Annotated in this window: 22 protein-coding genes; 8 read left to right on the top strand and 14 right to left on the bottom strand. The window is 66.8% G+C overall.

Annotated features, from left to right (window positions below; genetic code table 11):
- Nucleotides 1–49: 49 nt before the first annotated feature.
- Nucleotides 50–1,189: an alkane 1-monooxygenase gene (locus EV663_RS06460; RefSeq protein WP_132950975.1), complete on the bottom strand. Its 1,140-nt coding sequence runs from the start codon at nt 1,187–1,189 to the stop codon at nt 50–52.
- A 65-nt stretch (nt 1,190–1,254) separates the two neighbouring features.
- Nucleotides 1,255–2,316, bottom strand: a complete 1,062-nt coding sequence (gene mutY / locus EV663_RS06455; protein WP_132950974.1) for an A/G-specific adenine glycosylase — start codon at nt 2,314–2,316, stop codon at nt 1,255–1,257.
- An 84-nt stretch (nt 2,317–2,400) separates the two neighbouring features.
- On the opposite strand from mutY, the gene EV663_RS06450 reads away from it, so the two are divergent.
- Entirely contained in the window at nt 2,401–2,916 is a 516-nt protein-coding gene (locus tag EV663_RS06450; protein WP_132950973.1) for a DUF721 domain-containing protein, read from the top strand.
- A gap of 13 nt (nt 2,917–2,929) precedes the next feature.
- Complete coding sequence (locus EV663_RS06445; RefSeq protein ID WP_132950972.1) at nt 2,930–3,577, top strand: DsbA family protein; 648 nt, start codon at nt 2,930–2,932, stop codon at nt 3,575–3,577.
- Between the two features lie 22 nt (nt 3,578–3,599).
- Here EV663_RS06445 and lpxK read toward each other — a convergent pair whose 3' ends face one another.
- The 6 genes from lpxK to EV663_RS06415 form a co-directional block, all read right to left on the bottom strand.
- Nucleotides 3,600–4,613, bottom strand: a complete 1,014-nt coding sequence (gene lpxK / locus EV663_RS06440; RefSeq protein ID WP_132950971.1) for a tetraacyldisaccharide 4'-kinase — start codon at nt 4,611–4,613, stop codon at nt 3,600–3,602.
- Complete coding sequence (locus tag EV663_RS06435) at nt 4,613–5,773, bottom strand: 3-deoxy-D-manno-octulosonic acid transferase (RefSeq protein ID WP_132950970.1); 1,161 nt, start codon at nt 5,771–5,773, stop codon at nt 4,613–4,615. Before EV663_RS06435 ends, lpxK begins: the two co-directional genes overlap by 1 nt.
- Nucleotides 5,774–5,787: 14 nt before the next feature.
- The gene (locus tag EV663_RS06430) at nt 5,788–6,033 is read right to left on the bottom strand and encodes a DUF4170 domain-containing protein (protein ID WP_132950969.1); all 246 of its coding nucleotides are present in this window, start codon (nt 6,031–6,033) and stop codon (nt 5,788–5,790) included.
- 70 nt (nt 6,034–6,103) lie between these two features.
- Complete coding sequence (locus EV663_RS06425; protein WP_132950968.1) at nt 6,104–6,877, bottom strand: inositol monophosphatase family protein; 774 nt, start codon at nt 6,875–6,877, stop codon at nt 6,104–6,106.
- On the bottom strand, nt 6,864–8,210 hold the full coding sequence (locus tag EV663_RS06420) for a TldD/PmbA family protein (protein WP_132950967.1): 1,347 nt from the start codon (nt 8,208–8,210) through the stop codon (nt 6,864–6,866). The genes EV663_RS06425 and EV663_RS06420 overlap by 14 nt, the downstream gene beginning before the upstream one ends.
- Before the next feature lie 67 nt (nt 8,211–8,277).
- Nucleotides 8,278–9,783 (bottom strand): DUF2125 domain-containing protein, encoded by a 1,506-nt coding sequence (locus tag EV663_RS06415; protein WP_165910144.1) that lies wholly within the window; start codon nt 9,781–9,783, stop codon nt 8,278–8,280.
- A gap of 135 nt (nt 9,784–9,918) precedes the next feature.
- Between EV663_RS06415 and EV663_RS06410 the strand changes: the two genes are divergently transcribed.
- Both EV663_RS06410 and EV663_RS06405 read left to right on the top strand, forming a co-directional pair.
- Nucleotides 9,919–10,674: an SDR family oxidoreductase gene (locus tag EV663_RS06410; RefSeq protein ID WP_132950965.1), complete on the top strand. Its 756-nt coding sequence runs from the start codon at nt 9,919–9,921 to the stop codon at nt 10,672–10,674.
- A complete protein-coding gene (locus EV663_RS06405) occupies nt 10,671–11,297 on the top strand; it encodes an enoyl-CoA hydratase/isomerase family protein (RefSeq protein WP_132950964.1) in 627 nt (208 codons plus the stop codon). The genes EV663_RS06410 and EV663_RS06405 overlap by 4 nt, the downstream gene beginning before the upstream one ends.
- On the opposite strand, the gene EV663_RS06400 is transcribed toward EV663_RS06405, so the two are convergent.
- Nucleotides 11,294–11,593, bottom strand: coding sequence for an HNH endonuclease family protein (locus tag EV663_RS06400; RefSeq protein WP_132950963.1), 300 nt, complete (start codon nt 11,591–11,593; stop codon nt 11,294–11,296). The two genes, EV663_RS06405 and EV663_RS06400, sit on opposite strands and share 4 nt — an antisense overlap.
- 44 nt (nt 11,594–11,637) lie before the next feature.
- Here EV663_RS06400 and EV663_RS06395 point away from each other — a divergent pair, with 44 nt between their 5' ends.
- Complete coding sequence (locus EV663_RS06395; RefSeq protein ID WP_132950962.1) at nt 11,638–12,843, top strand: TIGR03862 family flavoprotein; 1,206 nt, start codon at nt 11,638–11,640, stop codon at nt 12,841–12,843.
- Nucleotides 12,844–12,896: 53 nt separating this feature from the next.
- Here EV663_RS06395 and holA read toward each other — a convergent pair whose 3' ends face one another.
- From holA to EV663_RS06375, 4 genes are all read right to left on the bottom strand, one after another.
- Nucleotides 12,897–13,925 carry a DNA polymerase III subunit delta gene (gene holA, locus EV663_RS06390; RefSeq protein ID WP_132950961.1) on the bottom strand — a complete coding sequence of 343 codons (1,029 nt, stop codon included), beginning with the start codon at nt 13,923–13,925 and terminating at the stop codon, nt 12,897–12,899.
- Complete coding sequence (gene lptE / locus EV663_RS06385; RefSeq protein WP_132950960.1) at nt 13,922–14,416, bottom strand: LPS assembly lipoprotein LptE; 495 nt, start codon at nt 14,414–14,416, stop codon at nt 13,922–13,924. Before lptE ends, holA begins: the two co-directional genes overlap by 4 nt.
- Nucleotides 14,403–17,009 carry a leucine--tRNA ligase gene (gene leuS, locus EV663_RS06380; RefSeq protein ID WP_132950959.1) on the bottom strand — a complete coding sequence of 869 codons (2,607 nt, stop codon included), beginning with the start codon at nt 17,007–17,009 and terminating at the stop codon, nt 14,403–14,405. The genes lptE and leuS overlap by 14 nt, the downstream gene beginning before the upstream one ends.
- 87 nt (nt 17,010–17,096) lie before the next feature.
- Nucleotides 17,097–17,606, bottom strand: coding sequence for a DUF3576 domain-containing protein (locus EV663_RS06375; protein WP_132950958.1), 510 nt, complete (start codon nt 17,604–17,606; stop codon nt 17,097–17,099).
- Nucleotides 17,607–17,851: 245 nt separating this feature from the next.
- Between EV663_RS06375 and EV663_RS06370 the strand changes: the two genes are divergently transcribed.
- The 3 genes from EV663_RS06370 to EV663_RS06360 all read left to right on the top strand — a co-directional run bounded on the left by EV663_RS06370 (nt 17,852) and on the right by EV663_RS06360 (nt 21,833).
- The gene (locus EV663_RS06370; RefSeq protein WP_132950957.1) at nt 17,852–18,862 is read left to right on the top strand and encodes a porin; all 1,011 of its coding nucleotides are present in this window, start codon (nt 17,852–17,854) and stop codon (nt 18,860–18,862) included.
- Between the two features lie 156 nt (nt 18,863–19,018).
- A complete protein-coding gene (locus EV663_RS06365; RefSeq protein ID WP_132950956.1) occupies nt 19,019–21,190 on the top strand; it encodes a tetratricopeptide repeat-containing sulfotransferase family protein in 2,172 nt (723 codons plus the stop codon).
- Nucleotides 21,180–21,833 (top strand): YggS family pyridoxal phosphate-dependent enzyme, encoded by a 654-nt coding sequence (locus tag EV663_RS06360; RefSeq protein WP_132950955.1) that lies wholly within the window; start codon nt 21,180–21,182, stop codon nt 21,831–21,833. Before EV663_RS06365 ends, EV663_RS06360 begins: the two co-directional genes overlap by 11 nt.
- Here the strand turns inward: EV663_RS06360 and EV663_RS06355 are convergent.
- Complete coding sequence (locus EV663_RS06355; RefSeq protein ID WP_132951069.1) at nt 21,830–22,324, bottom strand: L,D-transpeptidase family protein; 495 nt, start codon at nt 22,322–22,324, stop codon at nt 21,830–21,832. The genes EV663_RS06360 and EV663_RS06355 overlap by 4 nt on opposite strands.
- Between the last annotated feature and the right edge of the window lie 64 nt (nt 22,325–22,388).

The raw sequence follows: 22,388 nt of genomic DNA, 5'->3' as shown, positions 1-22,388 counted from the left end.
AGAACGTATGCCCGGCCGGGTGGCCAGGCATACCTTTGGAACGCTGGGCCTAGGTGCCCGCAGGCATCGGATTGCTGGCCGCCTTGTAGGGCGTCCAGTCGATGATGTCGGGATAGTATTTCCGCCGCCACGCGCGCACCCGCGGGTTCATCCGCCGCCGCCACAGCGGCGGGATCATCGCCAGCGCGGTCATTGCCGGATACCCCAGCGGCAATTGCGGGGCCTCGTCCTCGGAATAGGTCTGCAACAGCGGAAAGCGGCGCTGCGGCTTGTAATGGTGGTCCGAGTGGCGCTGCAGGTTGATCAGCAGCCAGTTCGACGCGGTATGCGCCGCGTTCCAGCTGTGATGCGGCCGGACATGTTCATACTTGCCCTCGCCCAGATAGCGCCGGGTCAGCCCGTAATGTTCCACGTAATTGGTCAGCTCCAGCTGCCAGACCGCGATGAAGGCCTGCCAGACGAACAGCGCCAGACCGGCCCAGCCGCCGATCCACAGCGCCAGACCGATCATCGTCAGTTGCAGCGCGCCATAGCGCCAGAACGGGTTCGTTCGATGCCAGACCGGGCGGTTCGCCCGCGCCAGTTTCAGCCGCTCGGCCCGCCATGCCGACGGAATCCCGGTCTTCAGCACCCGCCAGAAGTAGCGGTGGAACCCCTCGTTATAGCGCGCCGTCACCCCGTCGCGCGGCGTGCCGACATGGGGGTGATGCACCAGCAGGTGTTCGGTGCGGAAATGGCTGTACAGCACGGTGGACAACAGCAGGTCGCCCAGCCAGCGCTCCAGCCTGTTGGACTGGTGCAAGAGCTCGTGGGAATAGACGATCCCCACCGTGCCCGAGATCACGCCGACCCCGAAGAACAGCACGAGGATTTCCAGCGCCGACAGGTGGTCGGTATGGGTGACCCACCAGAGCATCCCGAAGATCGTGACGAACTGGATCGGGAACCAGATCATGGTGATGAAGCGGTACCAGAACAGATCCCGGTCCGGCGTGTCGGGATCGGGGTTTTTTTCGTTCAGGCCCAGGATGGCATCCAGCACCGTGACCGACAGCCAGCCATAGACCGGCAGCAGGATCACGGTCCAGCCGCCGACAGTGGCCCCGATCAGCGCCAGGGGGATCATCCCCAGCGACAGCCAGAAGGGCAGGGCGTTTCTCAGTCGGGCGATGGGCGGTTTCTGTGACATTGCGTTCTCCGAGGGTGTCGCGCGCCCCCATTTGCCCACCGGTATAGACCCGCAGGGCGCGTCACTCAACGCGCCCCCAGTTGACCGCGCGCCAGGTCGAAGGCCTTGCGCATCACCGTGGGCAGGTCCGAGGGGCGGAACGCCTCGGGCGGCAGGAACTGCCCCTGCGCTGGGGCGCAGTCGCCGGGCAGATCCGCGACGCGCAGGGCAAGGCGCAGGTGGAAATGGGTGAAGGTGTGGCGCACCTCTTCCCCCGCATCGCGCCAGTTGGCCGGGGCAGGGGGCGCCTCGGCGGGCGCGGCCTCGGCCCAGCCGGTGCCGGGCCAACCCAGCATGCCCCCCAACAGCCCCTTTTCGGGGCGCCGTTCCAGCAGCCAGGCGCCGTCGCTGCGCCGCCCGATATAGGCAATGCCCAGCCGTGTGGGCTTGGGTTTTTTCGGCGTCTTGCGGGGCAGATCGGCGGCGATGCCCTGTTGGCGCGCGGCGCAAGGCGCGCGCAGCGGGCAAATCCCGCAGGCAGGTTTTTTCGGGGTGCAAATCGTGGCACCGAGGTCCATCACCGCCTGGGCATGATCCCCGGGGCGCTGCGCGGGCGTCAGCCGAGCGGCCAGCGCGGTCAGTGCGGGCTTGGCCGAAGGCAGGGGCGTTTGCACCGCGAAAAGGCGCGACATCACCCGTTCGACATTGCCGTCCACCACCGTTTCCGGCCGGTCGAAGGCGATGGCGGCGATGGCTGCGGCGGTATAGGGGCCGATGCCGGGCAGTGCCAACAGCCCCTCGCGCGTGTCGGGAAACCGTCCGTCCATCTCGCCGGCCACCACGCGCGCGCATTTCAGCAGGTTGCGGGCGCGCGCGTAATAACCCAGCCCGGCCCATTCCCCCATCACCTGGGCATCCTCGGCCGCGGCCAGGGCGGCCACATCGGGCCAGAGCCGGGTAAACCGGTGGAAATAGTCGCGCACCGCGGCCACGGTGGTCTGTTGCAACATAACCTCGGACAGCCACACCGCGTAAGGATCAGGCCGCATGCCGGCCGCCCGCGCCGCTGGCCCCACCCGCCATGGCAGATCGCGGGCATGGGCGTCATACCAGACCAGTAACGCGCAGCTCAGATCCTCGTCACGCAATCTTTATTCTCCTTGCCCGGTCATTGGCTTTGCGGCTGCCTTGGCTCAGCCCTAAGATATGCCGGGACAAGGGGAAAGACAGCCATGGGAGAAACCGGCCAGACACCGCGACGGGCGCGCGGGTTCGAGCGCACCGCCAGCCTGTTGCAGACCCGCATCCGCCATGTTGGCGAGAAGCGCGGTTTTGCCGTGTCGCGCCTGTTGACCCATTGGGCCGAGATCGTCGGCGAAGAAACCGCGCGCATCGCCCGCCCCGTCGAGGTCGGCTATGGCCGCGAGGGTTTTGGTGCGACGCTGACCTTGCTGACGACCGGCGCGCAGGCGCCCGTGCTGGAAATGCAGAAAGAAATGATCCGCGAAAAGGTCAATGCCTGCTATGGCTATGCCGCGATCGCGCGTATCCGGGTGACCCAGACCGCCGCCACCGGCTTTGCCGAGGGGCGGGCGCAGTTCAGCCCAGCCCCCAAGGCGCCCCTCTCCACGCCCGATCCCGCGCTTCGGCAAGAGGCCGCCCGCATGTCCGGGACCGTGCAGGACGATGCGCTGCGCGCAGCCCTTGAAGCCCTGGGCGAAAACGTCCTATCCCGCCGCAAACGCTGAGGAGTTCCAACAGATGATCCGCATCCTGACGCTGTCGCTTTGCCTGATCGTGCTGACCGCCCTTGCCGGGGCCGTGCCGCGGGTGGGGGCGCCGGGCCAGACCCTGCCGGGAGCGGCATTCGCCCAGGAGGCAGTGACGGTTCAGCCCTTTACGCTGGGCGATCCCGACGCCCCGATCACATTCGCGGAATACGCGTCCTTCACCTGCGGGCATTGCGCCGATTTCCACGACGATGTCTTCAAGCGGCTGAAAGCCGAGTATATCGACACCGGCAAGGTTCATTTCACCTATCAAGAGGTCTATTGGGACCGTTACGCGATCTGGGCCGGGCTGTTGGCGCGCTGCGGAGGCGAGACGCGGTTTTTCGGCCTGGTTTCGATGCTGTACGAAAAACAGCGCGAATGGATCGATCCAAAGGACCCGGCCCGCACGGCAGACAACCTGCGCCGTATCGGCCGCACCGCGGGCCTTGACGACGCGCAGATGGACGCCTGTTTCAACGATGTGAAACTGGCAGAAGCCCTGATCGCCCGATCAGACGAGGTGACCAAGCGCGACGGGGTGGACGGCACGCCCTCGATGATGATCGACGGCGAGCTTTACCAGAACATGAGCTATCGACGCCTGAAAAAGATCCTCGACGACAAGCTGGGCGGGTAGGGCCGGTCAAGGCGCGATGCTGTCAGCGGCAGACGGACCCATCGGTCAGCCCAAGTCGTTCCAGCGCGTTATCAACTTGTGTCCAGTCGTCGATTTCCAACCGCACGGGCAGGGTCAGAACCTTTTGGCGAAAGGATGCGGGCAGGCGCACCGCGTCCTTTTCCGTCGTGACCATCTGGGCGCGCAACAGCATTGCCTCGTTTTCCAGCCGGGCCATCAGCGCGGGGGTAAGCGGTTGGTGATCCTCCAGCGCCTCGGCGCGGGCCAGTTCGGCCCCGAGACCGCGCAGCGTGGCAAAGAATTTCTCTGGGTGGCCGATCCCGGCAAAGGCCAGCACGCGCATACCGGCCCAGTCCATTCCCGTGGGCAGCGGCCGCAAGGCGCCGGTGAGATGCGGGCAGTGAACATACCCCGCCCATAGCGCGGCAAAGGCCCGTTGTGCCGCGCCTGGCCCGATCGAAAGCACCATGTCGGCGCGCGCAAGGCCGGTTTCGACAGGTTCGCGCAACGGGCCCGCGGGAATGACCCGGCCGTTGCCAAAGCCCTTGGCGGCATCCACCACGACGATGGAAAGATCCTTTGCCAGTGCCGGGTTCTGGAACCCGTCATCAAGCACGATCGCCTGCGCGCCTGCCGCGACCGCGGCCCGTGCGCCCGCGGCGCGGTCGCGCGCAACCCAGGTCGGTGCAAAGGCTGCAAGCAGCAGCGGCTCATCGCCTACATCCGCGGCGCGGTGGGTGCGTTCCTCGACACGCACCGGCCCGCTCAGCCGACCGCCATGGCCCCGGCTGACCACATGGGCGTTCACACCCCGCGCCATCAGCCGCATCAACAGGGCGATGACCGTGGGTGTCTTGCCAGTGCCGCCCGCGTTCAGGTTGCCCACGCAGATCACCGGCACGCCGGGCGCCATTGCCGCCCCCCCCGCCAGACGCCGGGCCGTGCCACGCGCATAAAGCCCGGCAAGCGGTGCCAGGGCCCGTGCGGTCAGACCGGGGCGATCGGGAGGGCGGAACCAGAATCTGGGCGCGTGCATCAATCGACCTCTGCCATTTCCAGCGCGTCAAGCATCCGCCGCGCCACCCTGTCCGTGGCCGAGGTGCCCTCGGTCGAGACCTCCCACGCGGCACGGGCAAACAGCGCGGCGCGTGCCGGGGCGATCAAGTCGCCCAGTGCCTCGGCCATGCTCGCGGCATCGCGCACCTGGCGGGCGGCCTGTGCGTTGGCCAGCCGCCGGTAGTGAACGGGATGGCCGCCGGTGGCAGGCCCGTGCAGGATGGCCGATCCCAGCGCGGCCGCCGCGTAGGGGTCGGCCCCGGCATCCGCCCCCAGCGTACCACCGATGAAACAGACCGGCGCAAGGCGCAGCCACAGACCCAGCTCGCCCTCGGTATCGGCGATGTAGATCTGTGTTTCGGGCTCGGGTTCCTCATTGGCCGAGCGCAGGGCCACTGCCCATCCCTCGTTGCGCAGGCGGTCGGCAAGCGCGGGGCCACGGGCGGGCTCGTCCGGAGCGAGAATCAGCAACAGGCGATGGGTGTGCCGGATCACCGAGGCATGGGCGGCCACCACGACCGGTTCTTCGGCCGGGCGGGTTTCGGTGGCCAGCCAGACCGGGCGCCCGACCAGCCCCGCGGCCAGCGCCTCGCGCTCTGCCTCGGGATAGGGCGGCGCGGCGCTGCCCTCTGACAGGGGGCCGCAAGGTGCGATCTGCCAGCGGGGCAGGCCGATCGCGCGCAGTTGTACAGCCGTTTCACGGGATTGGGCATAAAGCCGGTCGAAACGACGCAACAGCCGCCGTATCAGGCCGGTGCCGATGCGCCAGCGGCTGCGCCAGCTCTCGGGCAGATCGCTTGCGATCAGGAAAAGCGTGGTTCCGCGGGCATGGGCCTCTGTCGCGGCGGCGGCGGGCAGGGTCGGCGGGAAGAACAGCGCCAAGTCGGGCGCCCAACGCGCGCAAAACCCTTGGGCGGCGCGCATCCTTTCGGGCGGGGCGCTATCGCGCAACAGTACGGGCAGGTTCAGCGCGCCGGCCCAGTCGGGCGCCTCGCCCGCCTCTGTCAGCAGAACGCCCAGGTCCGGGCGCGTTTCGGTCAGGTGCCGAAGAAGTTCCGCGATGGCGGCCCTGTCCTCGGGCGCGGGGGCATGTACCCACAAAAGCGGGCCTTCGGGGCGCGGTCCGGGATAGGTTTCCATCGGTGGTGCCGGGGTCAGTCTCCCAGTTCCTCGGTCGGTCCGGCCTCGGCCTCCTCATCGCGCAGCCGGTGGATATGGGCGATGAAATAGCGCATGTGAGCGTTGTCGACGGTACGCTGTGCCTCTGCTTTCCAGGCGGTGTAGGCGGATTGGTAATCTTGGAACATCCCGACGATATGAATGTCGTCGACATCCCTGAATGTCGTCCGGCCGGGGTCGACCAGTTCACCGCCGAAAACGAGATGCAGGCGCTGGGTCATCTTTGCCTCCGGTGACTGCCGCTTGGATCGTGGCCACCCTAGCCCAAGGCGGCGGGGGGCGAAAGCCCGCTCAGGCCAGCCGCGCCAGTATCTCGGCATGCAGGGCGGGGGCGGCGGCGATCACCCCTTCCGAGAGGGGCCGCTCGGTATTGAACCGCAGGGCATGGCCGTGCCGGTCGGTGATGATCGCGCCCGCCTCGCGGGCAATCAGCGCACCCGCGGCCGTGTCCCAGTCCCAACTGTCGCGCAGGGTCAGCATCGCATCGTAGCGCCCCTCGGCCACCAGGCAGATGCGGTAAGCCATCGATGCGCGCAGCGAGCGTTTCAGATGCGGCGGCGGTCCGCTCCAGTGGGCCGGCTCCAATGCCGCGCGCGCGGTCAGAACCGCGGCCCCGTCCAGCCTGTCCCGCCCGCTGGCGTAAAGGCGGTGGCCATTCAGCCAGGCCCCGCCCCCCGGTGTCGCGTGGTAAAGATCGCCCATCATCGGCAGGTAAACGATTGCAACCGTCACCTCGCCATGCTCGGCAATCGCCAGCGCATGGGCGAATGTGCGCTCGCCGCCAATGAATGCGCGGGTGCCGTCGATGGGATCGACGATGAAGACGCGGGTTGCCGACAGCCGCGCGGGGCCGTCCCCGGTTTCCTCCGACAGCCAACCGTAACCGGGGCGCGCTTTGGTCAGCCTGTCGCGCAGCATCCGGTCGATTTCGAGATCGGCCTCGGTCACCGGCCCCTGGTGGCCGGGCTTTTCCCAGATCCGCGGATCGCGCCGCCAATATTTCTCGGCGATATGACCGGCGGCACGGGCGGCCGCGGTCAGCAAGTCGAGATCACTCGCCTGCAATCGTCAGCCCCTCGACAAGCAGGCTCGGGACACGGCGCGACAGGTGATCGCGCGCGTCATCGGCGGGCAGGATGCGACGCAGCATCTCGGGCAGGTGACCCGCGATCGTGCATTCGTTTACCGGGTAGGCGACTTCTCCGTTTTCCACCCAGAACCCGGCGGCGCCGCGAGAATAGTCGCCCGTATTGGGGTTGATGGTGGACCCGATCAGAGATGTCACCCAAAGCCCGGTTCCCATCTGTGCCAGCAGCGCCTCGCGCGTATGTTCGCCGGGCGTCAGCGTGACATTGCCCGCGGCGGGCGACGGCGGCGCCGATGTACCACGCGCTGCATTCGCGGTGCTTTCCATGCCCAGCTTGCGCCCGGTGGCCAGGTCCAGCACCCAGCCCTGGAGGATGCCATCCCTGACCCAGGCGCGGCGGGTAGTTGGCAGACCTTCGCCATCGAAAGGGCGCGAGCCCCCGATGCGCGGGCGGTGCGGTTCCTCGATCAGCGACAGCGTTTCGGGCAATACCTGTTCACCCATCAGGTTCCGTGCCCAGGATGCGCCGCGCATGATCGCCTGGCCGTTTATCGCGGCCAGCAGGTGCCCGATCAAGGAGGACGCGACGCGCTCGTCATAAAGCACCGGAAAGGCGCCGGTTGCGGGCCTGCGTGCGCCGGCGCGGGCGACCGCGCGCTCGGCGGCGAGGCGACCAACCTCGTGCGGGTCGGGCAGGTCGGACTGGAACGTGCGGGTTTCCGCACACCAGTCGCGTTCCATCCCCGTGCCATTGCCGGTGATCGCCACGCAAGAGACCGATCTTTCGGTACGCTCATATCCGCCCGAAAAACCGTTCGACGCGGCCAGGTGCAACGCGCGACGGGTATAGCCCGCGCTGGCCGACTGAACCTGGGATATGGCAGGGTTGGCGCGCGCGCCGGCCTCTGCGCAGCGCGCGTCGTTTTCGAGCGCGGCGGGCGCGGGTTCCGGGGCGGGGTCGTGCAATTCCAGGGCGGAAATGTCGACATCGTGGGCCAGTTGGTCGGGGTCGGCGAGCCCCACGCTTGCATCCTCGGGGGCCTCGCGGGCCATCGCCACGGCGCGGGTGGCCATTTCGGCCAACGTTTCGGGCCGCGTGTCAGAGGATGACACGCAAGCCTGTCGCCGACCCACCATCACCCGCAAGCCAAGGTCGATCCACTCCGCCCGCTCTGCCTGTTCCAGCGCGCCGCCACGCACGTCGATCGCCAGCGATGCCCCGCGCGTCACCAACGCGTCTGCCGCGTCTGCCCCGGCTCGGGTCGCCGCATCCAGCAGGGCGTGGGTCAGGGTTTCGATCGAATTGGACATCGAGCCTCCGGCATAAGGGACGGGTGTCAGCTAATACGCCGTGTCCGCCCCTGCAAGGTTGCCGACCTCATCGCAGGCGTTGACCGTTGGCCATGACCTGTCCCGCGCCGTCCACCTCTATGTCCGAGACCAGCGTATCGACCCCATCGCCGGGGCGGGCGAACATGCCCAACATCATGCGAAAACCGGTTGCCTGTTCGGCCGGGATCAGGCCCATTCCGACCATCCGGTCCAACAGCGCGTTACCACCTTCCAGCCGCAATGAAAGGCGGCCCTCGGGGCGGGGCATTCCGCCAAATGTCGCCGTGTCGGCATTGTCGAAGGTGAAATCGCCCTTGCCCGTCAGTTCCGCACCCACGAGGTCAAGCCGCAAATTCCTGATCGACAGCGCATGCAATTCGCCGGGTGCAGCGCCGCCCATGTCCGCGGCAGGATCGGTGATGTCGATTTTCCAGCGCGACTTGCCCGCGAGGTCGATCATCAGCGTGGCGGGATCGCGGGGCAATTGCCCGGCCGGGTCCAGCATCGTCCAGACCTGCTCGCCGAGCGTCAGGCCGGCCAGCCGGGCCAGCATGGCGAAATCTGCCGGCTCCTCGGTCGGCGACATCGGCATTTGCAGGCCGAAGGCCGTTTCGTCCATCGCGATCTCGACCTGCGGCAAGGGAAAGCCCGGCCCGCTGAACGTGGCGCGCGTCGAGGTGCTGTCGATGGCATAGGACATCCGGCCCTCGCCGATCCCGAAATCAAGCCCGCCGGCGGCGGCGCGGGTGGTGATCTTGCTTGGCCCGGTCTCGTCGGACATCTCGATCACGTAATCCAGCCCCTGGTGCGCCAGCCGCCCCGACACGTCCAGCCCGGCGGCCAGCACTGCCCCCGGATCGGCATTGGCTATCGCGGCGGGCAGGGTTCCGGCCGAGACGGAACTGACCCCCGTCATCGTCGCCGAGAGGGTGACGCGGGCGCCGTCCTCGGCGTCACGTCCCGCCGCCGCGATGCGAATCGCCGCCGCCTCCAGGGCGCTGTCAAATCGACCCGGTGCCCCCTGTTCCAGCAGGTAACGCCCCGCGGGCTGTGTGAGCGTCATGTCGAACTCGGCCTCGACCGGCGTGCCATCGACCGACAGGCTGTCCATCCGAACGCCCATCTCGGGCGCGCTGAAATCGTAGCGGAGCGCCTCGGGTGTGCCGCTGGCCACCAGTGACAGGCCGGATTGGCGCACGGACATGGCCATATCGACAGGCGCGCCCCCGTCGCTGCGCGTATTGATCAGCACGGGGTAATCCGGGGCCATTGCGATCTCGACAGTGCCATCGCCCCGCTCGGAAAAGACCAGATCGCCCAGTGACACGCTAGAGGTGGTGCCGTCCTCCATGGTCATGGACAGCACCAGGCCGCTGACCGTCAATCTGCCGCCGGTCCGGGCCTCGGTGCCGCTGACGGTTTGGCCGCCCCGTTCGGCGAGACTTTTCCAGGCCTCCCAGACCTGGGGGGCGGTGACATCTGCAAGGCTCGGGGCGGCGCAGAAAAAACCAAGGGCAAGGGCCCCGGCGGAGGCCGCGATCGGATAGGTCATGACATGTCTTCCCTGTCGGTGAGTTACCCCGAGCTTCGGCGCTTGGAAGGGCCGAGTCAACGGCACGTTACTCTGGTCTGGCCCGGACGGCTGGGCTAGAGCTTGGGCATCGGAGGGCTGGGGACGGAGAGGGACATGACCGACCTGACAGGCAAGAGCGTGCTTATCACCGGGGCAAGCCGGGGCATCGGGGCCGCGGCGGCGCGGGCCTTTGCCGAGGCGGGCGCGCATGTGGCGCTGGCCGCGCGCAGCGAAGGGGCGATTTCGACCATTGCGCGCGAGATCGGCCCGCAGGCCATTGCGCTGCCCTGCGACGTGACCGATTTCGGCCAGGTCTCGGACGCGGTGCGCGCGGTGGTCAAATCTTTTGGAAAGCTGGACATCCTGGTCAACAACGCCGCCGTGATAGAGCCCATCTCGCGGCTTTCCTCCGTCGATCCCGGCGATTGGGCCGAAGCACTGGATATCAACCTCAAGGGCGTGTTTCACGGTATCCGCGCCGCGATGCCGGTGATGGCGGCGATGGGCGGGGGCACGATCCTGACCGTCAGCTCGGGCGCTGCGCACAATCCCATGGAAGGGTGGAGCGCCTATTGCACCGCCAAGTCCGGTGCCGCGATGCTCACCCGCTGTGCCGACCTTGAGGGTCGCGAGGATGGTATCCGCGTCATGGGCCTGTCGCCGGGCACGGTGGCAACGGACATGCAGCGCCAGGTGCGTGACAGCGGGGTAAACCCGATCAGCCGTCTGGACTGGTCCGAACATGTGCCTCCCGCTTGGCCTGCACGGGCGCTGGTCTGGATGTGTAGCCCCGATGCAGACGAGTTCCTGGGCCGCGAGGTGCAGTTGCGCGAACGGGCGATCCGCCGGCGGGTGGGGCTGGAGGCATGATCGAGATCGATCGCGCCGGCGCACGCTGGACCGTCACCATCAACCGGCCAGACAAGGCCAATTCACTGACCCGCGCGATGCTGAGCGAACTGGCCGACACCGTCGAGGCTGCCGCGCGCGAAGACGTGGCGGCCTTTGTGCTGACCGGGCGGGGCAAGGTGTTTTCTGCCGGGGCCGATTTGGACGAGGCCCGCGCGGGGCTGGCTACCGATCCGGTCTGGGAACGCTTGTCCGGGGCCATTGCCGCACTGCCGGGGCTGAGTATCGCGGCGCTGAATGGCACGCTGGCGGGCGGTGCCTTCGGCATGGCGCTGGCCTGCGATCTGCGCCTCGCCGTGCCGGGGGCCAGGTTCTTTTACCCGGTGATGAAACTGGGATTCCTGCCCCAGCCGTCCGACCCCGGCCGGTTGGCCGCGCTGGTGGGGCCCGCGCGGGCCAAGCTGTTGCTGATGGGCGGAGCCAGGATCGAGGCGGACGAGGCCTATCGCTTCGGTCTTGTCGATCGGGTAGTCCCGGCAGACGAGATGGAGGCGGCGATAGAGGCGTTGGTAGCCGACGTGACGGCCGCGCCGCCCATGATCCGGTCTGGCATCAAGGCGCTGTGCGAGGGGCGGACGGTCTAGCGCCGCCGCCTTGGCCCCGGAGTCTTGGAGTGAAATCCGGGAGGACGCTTGCCCACCCAGCCGATGAATTTCGCCAGCCTGGGATGGGCGCGCAGGGCCGAGACCGTGTTGTAGTCGCGGGCCAGCTCGGTCTCGGTCAGGGTGGCGTGGATTTCGTTGTGGCAGATCTGGTGCAACAGCACCGTGGGACCGCCCTTGCCACCGCGCAGCCTGGGTGTCAGGTGGTGCAGGCTTTGCCGCGCCTCGGGCGGGATCGGGCGGCCGCAAAGCGGGCAGATCGGCAAGTCACTGGGCATGGGACAAGAATGGGGCGTGCCAGGCGCTCCGGCAAGGGATGGCGATGAACGAGGCGGTTGAGGCATTGGTGATCGGGGCCGGGCCTGCCGGGCTGATGGCGGCCGAGGCGCTGGGTGCTGCGGGCTGCAAGGTGCTGGTGGCCGAGGCCAGGCCCAGCCCGGCGCGCAAGTTCCTGATGGCCGGCAAGTCGGGGCTGAACCTGACACGTGCCCAGCCGTTCGAGGAATTTGTCGCCACCTATGCCGAGGCCGCCCCAAGTCTGCGCCCCATGCTGGCCGCTTTCGGCCCCGAGCAAGTCCGTGCCTGGGCCGAGGGGCTCGACCAGCCCCTGTTCGCCGGCAGTACGGGGCGGGTGTTTCCCAAGGCGATGAAGGCCTCGCCATTGTTGCGGGCCTGGCTGCGGCGCCTGGGCGGGCAGGGCGTGCAGATGCGCACCCGCTGGCGCTGGATGGGCTGGGATGGGACGGCGGTTCTGTTCGACACGCCGCAAGGGGCGCGCAGGGTGCAGGCGGGCGTGACCGTGCTGGCGCTTGGCGGGGCGAGCTGGGCGCGCCTGGGATCGGACGGCCACTGGGCCGGGGTCCTGGCCGCGGCGGGCGTGCCGCTGGCCCCGTTCCAGCCGGCCAATGTCGGGCTCCGGGTCGACTGGTCCGCACCGATGGCGAAGGTTTTTGGCCAGCCGGTCAAGGGCGTGGCGCTGAGGGCGGGCGGGGGAGCGTGGCATCGGGGCGAATTCGTGATCTCGGCCCGTGGGCTTGAGGGGGGCGGGATCTATGCCCTGTCGCGGCCGGTACGCGAGGGAGCTTTGCTGTTGGCTGATCTGATGCCGGACTGGTCCACCGACAAGATCGCCGCGCGCCTTTCGCGTCCGCGTGGCAAGGCATCCTTGACGAACCACCTGCGCAAGGCATTACGGCTTGATCCTGCGCGTCTGGCGCTGGTGATGGAATTCGGCCGTCCGCTGCCCGAGGGCCCGGTCGATCTGGCCGCCCGCCTCAAGGCGCTGCCGATCCGTCACGCCGGGCCGCGACCGCTGGACGAGGCGATTTCCACCGCTGGCGGGGTACGCTGGGACGCGGTGGATGACGCCTTGATGTTGCGCGAACGGCCCGCCACCTACCTGGCGGGTGAGATGCTTGACTGGGAGGCGCCGACCGGCGGCTACCTGCTGACGGCCTGTTTCGCCACTGGCCAATGGGCCGGGCGGGCGGCGGCTGCGCGCTGCCGGGCGGGTCGGGTAGGGGGCTAGCGCGCGGCCGCCGCACCGTTTCGCGCGCAGGCCTCGTCAGAACAAGCAGGCTGTCAGGATCTCCGCCCGCTCAGCATGGCCAGCCGGATCAGGCTGCGTTCGATCACTGCCATCTGCGGCGCGCGCTGCGCGGAACGAAGCGTCAGGTCAGTGTCGATCAGCAGGCTCAGCGCCTGTTCGATCTTGCGCTGGCCCAGCGATTGCGCCTGCCGCACCACGCGGTCGCGCGCCTTGAAATTCAACGGCGGGCGCAGGCGTGCCACACCGCTGGCGACGCCATCGGGGTCGCTGGCCGCGGCGTGTAGAATGCGGAAATGCCGGGTCGCGGTGATACACAGCGTCACCGGCGTCACGCCTTGCGCCTGCAACCGTCGCAACAATGGGCCGATTTCCCGGTGCCGCCCCTCGGCGACGACCTGGATCAACGCGTCGGCCCCGCCCTCGATCGAGGCCGGCGCGCAGGCGGCGATATCCTCGGCTGTCAGGGGGGCAGGATCGTTCAACTTGTAAAGCGCCAGTTTCTCGACCGTTTGCCGAAAATCGCCGGGGTCTAGCCCCTGAGCCAGATCGGTCAGCGCCGCCATTGCCTCGCGCTCGGGCGGGCGCAGCCCTGCCCCTGCCAGCATCGCCTCGATTTCGTCCCGTCCGGGCGGATCGTCATAGATACCTATGGCATAGGCATTCGAATGCCCCTCGAACAGCTTGCGCAGGGCAGAGCGTGGCGGGAGCTGTTTGGCGGTTACCACCAGTTGCGCGTCGTCACCCGTCCAATCGGCCAGGGCGGTCGCGATCGTATCGGCTAGGCTGTCGGTGGCATCCTCGAGGAAAACCACGCGCGGGCCGGGGAAAAAACCGCGCGCCTTGATCGCATCGGACAGCGCGGCCGGATCGCCACGCAGCTCGGCGGCCATCATGCGGGTCAGCCGCATTTCCTCCTCGGCATTGGGGCCCAGCAACCTGGCGATGACCTCCTGGCGTTTCAGTGCCACGCGCATTGCGTCGCCACCATAAAGTAGCAGCCCCGCCCGCCCCGGTTCTGGCCGGGCGAAATAGCGGGCAACCTCGCGGCCGGACAGTTTCATTGTAGCCAGGTGCCTGCGGTGGCGATCAACCGGGTAACAAGCCGATCGGCCAGCATGATCATCAGCCTCTCCTGGGCGTCGCGCTCGGCGGTCAGGGTGGCCAGGGTGCTGCCGGTGGCCGAATAGGCAGTAAAGGCCGTGACCTCGCCCGAGGTTCGCATGTCGCCGTTCAGATCGCGCAAGTCATATGCCAGTCGCCCCGTCAGGTTGAACCGGGTGGTTTCCTGCTGGGAGGTGATCCCCAGCCGGTCCTCGGCCATGTCGATCCGGTAGGACAGCCGGTAGCGCGCTGCGCCCGCCCGTCCGAGCCGAGCCTCCAGCCGTTCCACCAGCGCGAATTCGGCCCGCGTCTTGGGCGCATCTGGCGCGATCTGGCCTTGAAGCCCCTCGGCCACGCCGCCCGGCCCATAGACGGGGGCGAAGCCGCACCCGCCGAGGGCCGCCAGGGCGCCAAGCGACATCACGAATTTGCGGCGGTCAGACGACGACATTGACGATGCGGCCCGGCACGACGATCACCTTTTTCGGGGCGCCGCCCGCCAGCGCCTTGACAACAGCATCGTCGGCCAGCGCCAGCTTTTCAAGCTCGTCCTTGGGCATGTCCTTGGGCACCTCGATCTCGGAGCGGCGTTTGCCGTTGACCTGGATCGGCAGAACGACCGTATCCTCGACCAGCAGCGCAGGATCGGCTTGCGGCCAGGGTGCGCGGGCAACCAGCCCTTGCCCCCCCAGCATGTCCCAGATTTCCTCGGCCAGGTGGGGGGTCATGGGCGCCATGAGTTGCGCCATGCCCATTGCGGCTTCTCGCCGCGCGGCAAGGCTGGCACTGGATTTGGCTAACGTGTTCGTGAAAGCGTACAATTTTGCGACCGAGCTATTGAAGCCAAAGCTTTCGATACCCATTGTCACGTCATGCACTGTTCTATGCAGGGCGCGGCGCAGGGCAAGGTCGTCTCCCCCATCTGCTGCCGCGCCCTTGGCATTTGCGGGGGCCTCGGATTCATAGGCCGCAATACCGCCGCCCTGTTCCATTTCCTCGGCGATGCCGTTGGCGATGCGCCAGACCCGGCCCAGGTGTTTATAGGCTGCCTCGGCCCCTGCGGCGGTCCATTCCACGTCGCGTTCCGGTGGGCTGTCGGACAGCATGAACCAGCGCGCGGTATCGGCACCGAACGATTCGATGATGTTCACCGGATCGACCACGTTTTTCTTGGATTTCGACATCTTGGCCGAGGGTATGATGTCAACCGGTTCGCCGGTCGTCTTCAGCTTGCCGCCCTCGACATCCTCGGGCAGGTGATAGACCGGCCGCCCGTTTTCATCCCGCGTCAGGTAGATTTCATGCGTTACCATGCCTTGGGTGAACAGGGCATCGAAGGGTTCGCGCGCCTTTTCGGGCAAATGCCCGGTGATGTGCATCGCGCGGGCGAAGAAGCGCGAATAGAGCAGGTGCAGAATCGCATGCTCGATCCCGCCGATATATTGGTCCACGTTCATCCAGTATTCGGCCTCGGCCATGTCGGTCGGCGTGGCCGCATGGGGCGCGGTGAAGCGCGCGTAATACCAAGAGGAATCGACGAAGGTATCCATCGTGTCGGTTTCCCGTCGGGCCGGCGCCCCGCATTGCGGGCAGGTGCAGTCGCGCCAGGTCGGGTGACGGTCCAGCGGGTTGCCCGGCTGGTCGAACGTCACGTCGTCGGGCAGCAGGACCGGCAGGTTTTCCTTCTTCTCGGGCACCACGCCGCAGTCGGCGCAATGGACCACCGGGATCGGGCAGCCCCAGTAGCGCTGCCGCGAGATGCCCCAGTCGCGCAGCCGATACTTGGTCACGCCGTGGCCCACGCCGTTTTCCTCGCAGAAGCGGATCGCGGCGTCGATGGCCTGTTCGCCGGTGGCGATCTCGTCCCAGGCATAGGGACGCAGCCAGCGCACCTTTTCGGTCTTGGGCGGCACGAAGGCCTCGTTGGTCACCGGTTGGCCGTTTTCCAGCGCGACGAATGTGTCGCTGACCGGCAGCCCGTATTTGCGCGCGAAATCCAGGTCGCGCTGGTCGTGCGCGGGGCAGCCAAAGATCGCGCCGGTGCCGTAATCCATCAGGATGAAATTGGCGATGTAGACCGGCAATTCCCACGATGTATCAAAGGGATGGCGAACGCGCAGGCCGGTATCCAGCCCCCGTTTCTCGGCCTTTTCCAGCTCTTCCTCGCTGGTGCCCATGCGGCGGCATTCGGCGCAGAATTCGGCTACCTTGGGATCGTCGCGTTCCAGTGCGCGGGCCAGCGGGTGATCGGGCGAGATGCCGACGAAACTGGCCCCCCTCAGGGTATCGGGCCGCGTGGTATAGACCTCGATCCGGTCGAAATCATGCGGCGCGTCGATCAGCGAGAACGCCATCTGAAGCCCGCGCGAGCGGCCGATCCAGTTGCGCTGCATCAGCTTTACCTTTTCGGGCCAGTTGTCCAGCCCGTCCAGCGCGCCCAGAAGATCCTCGGAGAAATCCGAGATCTTGAAGAACCATTGCGTCAGCTCGCGCCGTTCCACCAGCGCGCCGGATCGCCAGCCGCGCCCGTCCTCGACCTGTTCGTTGGCCAGAACGGTCATGTCGACCGGGTCCCAGTTGACCACTGCATTCTTGCGATAGACCAGCCCGGCATCGAGGAAATCGAGGAACATCGCCTGTTGCTGGCCGTAATACTCGGGGTCGCAGGTGGCAAACTCGCGGGTCCAGTCGATGGACAGGCCCAGCGGTTTCAACTGGTCACGCATGTCGGCGATGTTGGAATAGGTCCAGTCCTTGGGGTGGCCGCCCCGTTCCATCGCGGCGTTTTCCGCGGGCATCCCGAACGCGTCCCAGCCCATCGGATGCAACACACTGAATCCGCAAGAGGATTTATAGCGCGCGACGACATCGCCCATGGTGTAGTTGCGCACGTGCCCCATATGGATGCGCCCCGAGGGGTAGGGGAACATTTCCAGCACGTAATATTTGGGTCGGTCGGGGTCGCGTTGCGCAAGGAAGGTGCCGTCACTCTCCCATGCCTTCTGCCACTTCGGCTCGATCTCGGGGGGGGTGTAGCGCGCCATTTGCGGTCCTCACTCAGTCAAACGCCGGGCACTGCTAGCCCGGCGTGGTGCATAGTCAAGCGGGGCGCGCCCGTCCAGAGGCGCGCGCTAAAGCTTGCTGTCGCGGATGCGCAATTGGCGGGCGCGGGTCAGGATCGCATCCTCCACCGCGCGGGTGGTTTCGGCGTCGACCGGGCCGCCGCGCGTGTTCAAGGACAGTTTCAGTGACCGAGCCTCAAGCGCGGGGTCCTGGACATAGACGGTCGCGCGATAAGCCTGGCCGCCGCCCGGCGGCGTGCCGAAATCGGTGACGATCACACCCGAGAACGGATCGACGGACCGGATCGGCAGAAAGTTCAGCACCTCGAGAGAGGCCTGCCAGATATATTTGTTCACCTCTACGGTGATGTTGGGATTGTCGCGGTCGGAAAACAGGTCCCAGATGGTCGACCGGTTCTGTGCCTCGCTCTGGCCGACGGGGGTATTCTGGCGCTGACGCTCTATGTTTTCCTGGCGCGTTTCGGGATTTCCCCCGAACCAGCCGCCGCCGCCGCACCCGGCCAGGGCCGAAGAGACGACAACCACCGTCGCAACGCGCGAAAAGCTTTGAAAGGTCATGCAAACCGCCCCCGTTCAACCCTTTCGGTCTTTAGCGGAGGGCGCCCGGCGGGACAAGGTTTTTCCCCTTTGCGGTGCTTGGGGCGGCTGTCGGACGGTGTGGCATAGCTGCATCAATCGGGGCTACCCTTTTGCCGCCCGGTTCCGGCCGCTTGCAATTCGGGGGCCGAAGGGCGACACACCGATACATACTCAGATCGGATGCTCCGACCTGAGGTGCATCTTTAAACGAATGAGGGAAAACCATGAAAAAGGTTCTCTTCGCGACCACCGCGCTGGTTGCATCCGCGGGCATCGCGTCGGCTCAAGGCATCGAATTCTCGGGCTACGGTGAAATGGGTGTCGTCGGTGGCGGCAACTTCAACGGTGGTTTTGCCGCCGGTGGTGTGACCCAGTTCCACAACGACCTGATGCTGAAGTTCTCGGCCACCACCGAGACCGATGGCGGCCTGACCGTCGGCGTCAGCACCGAGATCCAGAAAGCGGAAGGCAACGCCAACGGCGCATTCGCCGCTGACAACACCGCGTTCTTCATCTCGGGCGCCTTCGGCACCCTGACCATGGGCGAAATCGACGGCGCCGTTGACAAGCGCCTGACCGAGAACATGGGCAACCCGGGCACCATCGGTGACGATGAAACCATCCACGCCGGTTACATGGGTTCGTATGCCGACGGCGCCTACGACAACCAGATCCTGCGCTATGACTATGACTTTGGCGCGTTCGGCGTGTCGGCATCGGTCGAACTGGACGACACGGACACCGTCGATGACGGCTACGCGGTCGCCATGAGCTACGACACCGAAATGGGCGGCATCGGCCTGGGCTTTGGCCTCGGCTACCAGTCGTTTGAAACCGACGGCACCTACGCCCCGGTCGGCGTTCTGGGCGTGATCCCCGCCGGCTTCGAGTCGGAAATCATCGCCGTCGACATGACTGCCGATTTCAACAACGGCTTTGTTGCCGGCATCGAGTACTCGGCCTGGAACTTTGACAACGGTGTTGTCAGCCAGGACATCGACCACTATGCCCTGTCGGCCGGCTACAGCTTCGACGCCTTCTCGATCGGCGCGAACTGGGGCCAGTATGACGTCGATGGCATCGGCGACATCTCGGGCTACGGCCTGGCCGTTGCCTATGACCTGGGTGGCGGTGCCTCGATCCACGCCGGTTATGGCGACAGCGAGTGGGACGCCGTCTTCGGCCCCGACGCCGGCCAGGAAACCTGGTCGATCGGTGTTGCGATGAGCTTCTAATAGACCCACGGTCTATTACTGCTTGGGAAGAGCGGGCCTTGTGCCCGCTCTTTTCCGTTTCGGACCCGTGTCCCCTTTGGGGCCAGGGAATTCGACACCGTGCCCGGTAGCGTGCTATCGGCTGTGGCAATGCGATGAACCGATGAAGGCCTGCCCATGCTGCCGCTGACCCCCACCGAGGTGAAACGTATTTATCACGAAGCCCAACAGCGCTTGGCGGCGGGGGACCGCGACGGGGCCGAGGCGTTGTTACGCAAGGTTTTGGCCGCGCATCCGGATATGCCCGAGGCGCTGTTCGCGATGGGGCGGATCGCCATGGCCCGCGGTAGATCCGCCGAGGCTTGTGTCCATTTTGCCCGCGCCGCCCGTGCCCGTCCGACAGAGGCGGCGATCTGGCAAGCCTGGGCACAGGCAGCCGCCCCCGACAAGGCGGCGGCCCGTGCCGTTCTGAAACAGGCCCGTGGCGCCGGGCTGGACCCTCGGCATCTTGCCGCGCTGGAACGGGCGCTGGCACAGGGGGCGCCGCCGCGTGGTCCCAGGTTGGGCACGCTGGCGCCCCGGCAGGTGCAAGACCTGGTTGCACTGGTCAATGCCGGTCAACTGTCCAAGGCCGAACAGCGCGCCCGCGCCTTGCGCCAACAGCACCCCGATGTGGCGATCCTGGCCGATATCCACGCCAATACCCTGGCACGCCTGGGCCAGACTGGGCCCGCCCAAGCCGCGCATGAGGCGGCGATCCGTCTTGATCCCGATTTCGTCGAGGCGCGTATCGGCTATGGCCGTTTCCTTTCAGAGCATGGAGAGCCCGCGCGTGGCGTGGCGCAACTGCGCCAGGCGGTTACTTTGGCGCCGGGAAATGGTGCGGCACTGGTTGCGCTGGGTCTTGGGCTGATCCGCCTGGGTACGACCGGCGAGGCGATCGAGGTGCTGACCCGTGCCGTTCGCGCGCAGCCCAAGGCGCCCGAGCCGCAATTCCGGCTGGGCCAGGCGTATCTGCAGGGGCGCGATTACGCCGCCGCCGCCAGCGCCTTTGACAAGGCGATTGCGCTGGGCGACAGGCGCGCGGCGACCTACCAGGCCTTGGCCCAGGCGTTGGACGGTGCCGGCCGCCCAGAGGATGCGCTGGCGGCCCATGACAAGGCTGTTGCCGCCGCACCCGACCGCCCCGATACCCATGGCCGCCGGGCCATCCAGTTGCAACAGATGGGCCGTTTCGACGAGGCCGAGGCCAGTTTTCGCCGGGCCATCGAACGTGCCCCCCAAGAGGGCGAATCCTACCGCCTGCTGGTCAAGGGCCGGAAAATTGCCAAGGACGACCCGCTGATCGCCGAGATGGAGACACTTTATGCCCGCGAGGATCTGTCCGAGCACAGCCGCATGAACCTGGCCTTTGCATTGGCCAAGGCGATGGAGGATAGCGGTCAGAACGATCGTGTCTTTGGCTATCTGCATCGCGCCAACGCGCTGATGCGGGCGCTTTATCCCTATGACATCACAGAGCGGCGGGCCGAGATCGACAGGGTAAAGGCCGCCTGCGCACGCACCGATTTCACCGCGCGCCGTGTGGCGGGAACAACCGATTATGCCCCGATCTTCGTCACCGGGATGCCGAGGTCGGGCACGACGCTGGTCGAACAGATCATCGCCAGCCATTCCCGCGTGACCGGCGGCGGCGAGCTTGGGTTTCTCGTGCCCGAAACACTGGCCTTGATGGGCGATGGCGCAGGCGGGTTGCGCGATGTTGCCGCGCTGGACGATGCGGAACTGGCCGGGCTGGGCCGCCGGGCCGAGGCGCATTTCCGCATGCGCCTGCCGGGTTCGGATATCGTGACCGACAAGTCGATCCAGACCTACCTGTTGGCCGGTCCCGTGCACCTTGCGCTGCCCAATGCGCGGATTGTCGTGGTGCATCGCGACCCGCGCGATACCTGCTTGTCGATTTACAAGAACATCTTTGCCGAGGGCACGCATGGCTATGCTTACGCGCTGCGCGATCTTGGGCTTTACTATCGGATGTTTCTTGAAATCGTGGCGTTCTGGCGCGAAAAGTTGCCGGGCGTGTTGTATGAAATCCGGTATGAGGACCTGATCGCCGATCCCGAGGGGCAGGCGCGGGCGCTGATCGCGGCCTGCGGGTTGGACTGGGAAGACGCGTGCCTGGCCTCGCACCGCACAGAGAGGCGCGTAGCGACACTCAGTCTGCACCAGGTTCGCCAGCCGATCTATGCCTCTTCGATGAAGGCATGGCAGCGCCACGAGGATGACTTGGCCGAGCTGATCGAGGCGCTGGGCGATGCGGTAGGGAAAGGAAACGCAGATGGGGCTTGAGGATATTCGCCAAAAGGTCGCCCGCGCCGAGGCCGAGGCAGGTCGCGCCCCTGGATCGGTCACGCTGATCGCGGTGTCCAAGGTGCAGCCGCTGGAGCGCGTCGAGGCGGTGTTGCAAGCCGGGCAGCGGGTTTTTGGCGAGAACAAGGTGCAAGAGGCGCAAGGCAAGTGGCCGGACTTCAAGGATCGTTTCTCTGGCGTCGAGTTGCACCTGGTCGGGCCGCTGCAAAGCAACAAGACCCGCCCCGCTGTCGAGCTGTTCGATGCGATCCACTCCGTTGACCGGGTGAAACTCGCCCGCCGGCTGGCCGACCTCGCACAGGAGCGTGGGCAAAGCCCTGACCTCTTTATCCAGGTCAATACCGGGGAAGAGCCGCAAAAGGCGGGGGTTCTTCCGGCCGATGTGGATGCGCTGGTGGCCGAGTGCCGGTCGTTGGACCTGCCGGTGAACGGGCTGATGTGTATTCCCCCGGTCGAGGAAACCCCTGGCCTGCATTTCGCGCTGTTGGCAAAGATCGCGGAACGAAACGGGCTGTCGGGGTTGTCGATGGGGATGAGCGCGGATTTTGAACAGGCGATAGCCTTTGGCGCGACCCATGTGAGGGTCGGCAGCGCGATCTTTGGCGCGCGCGATCACGGCTAGCGCACGACCAGGCGCGCGCCCGGTGTCAGCCGCTCAGCGATCCAGTGCAGGTGATCGCGCCTGAGCGCCACGCATCCCTCCGTCGGGTGGCGCGGTTTGCGCCATTGATGAACAAAGATGGCCGATCCGTGCCCGCGCACGGCCCGTGGCCAGTTCCAGTCGGTAATGAGGACAAGGTCGTATAGCGGATCGGCGCGGCGCAGGCGTTCATGGCCGTGCGGGTAGGGTGCGCGAACCATCTGGTTGTAATCCTCGTGGCCGGGATCGTCCGACCAGAGGTCCGAGGGCCCGATCGGCACAGCCCAGTTGGCGGGCGGTGCGACCCGGTCGGGACGATACAGCATCCCCACGACCCGATGAACGCCGCGTGGCGTGGCGCCGTCGCCCTCGCGCTTTGCCTTGGTCAGGCCGCACCGGCCCCTTGCGCAGGGAAAACGTCGGCCGAGAAAGCGCAGATGGGTCGGGGTCAGTACAAGATCGGATGGTTTCAACGGTGTCATGGCGTGATCGTGCCCCGGATCGGACGCGGGAAAAAGGGGCTTCTTGAGCCGTATC

It is taken from the genome of Rhodovulum bhavnagarense, assembly GCF_004343505.1.
GTDB classification, from domain to species: domain Bacteria; phylum Pseudomonadota; class Alphaproteobacteria; order Rhodobacterales; family Rhodobacteraceae; genus Rhodovulum; species Rhodovulum bhavnagarense.
The sequence above is the reverse complement of the archived record's forward strand: the minus strand, read 5'-3'. Positions and strand labels throughout refer to the sequence as shown.

Excerpts from the sequence above, each read along its gene's own strand:
- EV663_RS06460 (WP_132950975.1), bottom strand. The coding sequence starts at position 1,189 with ATGTCACAGAAACCGCCCATCGCCCGACTGAGAAACGCCCTGCCCTTC.
- EV663_RS06450 (WP_132950973.1), top strand. The coding sequence starts at position 2,401 with ATGGGAGAAACCGGCCAGACACCGCGACGGGCGCGCGGGTTCGAGCGC.
- EV663_RS06445 (WP_132950972.1), top strand. The coding sequence starts at position 2,930 with ATGATCCGCATCCTGACGCTGTCGCTTTGCCTGATCGTGCTGACCGCC.
- lpxK (WP_132950971.1), bottom strand. The coding sequence starts at position 4,613 with ATGCACGCGCCCAGATTCTGGTTCCGCCCTCCCGATCGCCCCGGTCTG.
- EV663_RS06435 (WP_132950970.1), bottom strand. The coding sequence starts at position 5,773 with ATGGAAACCTATCCCGGACCGCGCCCCGAAGGCCCGCTTTTGTGGGTA.
- EV663_RS06430 (WP_132950969.1), bottom strand. The coding sequence starts at position 6,033 with ATGACCCAGCGCCTGCATCTCGTTTTCGGCGGTGAACTGGTCGACCCC.
- EV663_RS06420 (WP_132950967.1), bottom strand. The coding sequence starts at position 8,210 with ATGTCCAATTCGATCGAAACCCTGACCCACGCCCTGCTGGATGCGGCG.
- EV663_RS06415 (WP_165910144.1), bottom strand. The coding sequence starts at position 9,783 with ATGACCTATCCGATCGCGGCCTCCGCCGGGGCCCTTGCCCTTGGTTTT.
- EV663_RS06410 (WP_132950965.1), top strand. The coding sequence starts at position 9,919 with ATGACCGACCTGACAGGCAAGAGCGTGCTTATCACCGGGGCAAGCCGG.
- EV663_RS06405 (WP_132950964.1), top strand. The coding sequence starts at position 10,671 with ATGATCGAGATCGATCGCGCCGGCGCACGCTGGACCGTCACCATCAAC.
- EV663_RS06400 (WP_132950963.1), bottom strand. The coding sequence starts at position 11,593 with ATGCCCAGTGACTTGCCGATCTGCCCGCTTTGCGGCCGCCCGATCCCG.
- EV663_RS06395 (WP_132950962.1), top strand. The coding sequence starts at position 11,638 with ATGAACGAGGCGGTTGAGGCATTGGTGATCGGGGCCGGGCCTGCCGGG.
- holA (WP_132950961.1), bottom strand. The coding sequence starts at position 13,925 with ATGAAACTGTCCGGCCGCGAGGTTGCCCGCTATTTCGCCCGGCCAGAA.
- lptE (WP_132950960.1), bottom strand. The coding sequence starts at position 14,416 with ATGTCGTCGTCTGACCGCCGCAAATTCGTGATGTCGCTTGGCGCCCTG.
- leuS (WP_132950959.1), bottom strand. The coding sequence starts at position 17,009 with ATGGCGCGCTACACCCCCCCCGAGATCGAGCCGAAGTGGCAGAAGGCA.
- EV663_RS06375 (WP_132950958.1), bottom strand. The coding sequence starts at position 17,606 with ATGACCTTTCAAAGCTTTTCGCGCGTTGCGACGGTGGTTGTCGTCTCT.
- EV663_RS06370 (WP_132950957.1), top strand. The coding sequence starts at position 17,852 with ATGAAAAAGGTTCTCTTCGCGACCACCGCGCTGGTTGCATCCGCGGGC.
- EV663_RS06365 (WP_132950956.1), top strand. The coding sequence starts at position 19,019 with ATGCTGCCGCTGACCCCCACCGAGGTGAAACGTATTTATCACGAAGCC.
- EV663_RS06360 (WP_132950955.1), top strand. The coding sequence starts at position 21,180 with ATGGGGCTTGAGGATATTCGCCAAAAGGTCGCCCGCGCCGAGGCCGAG.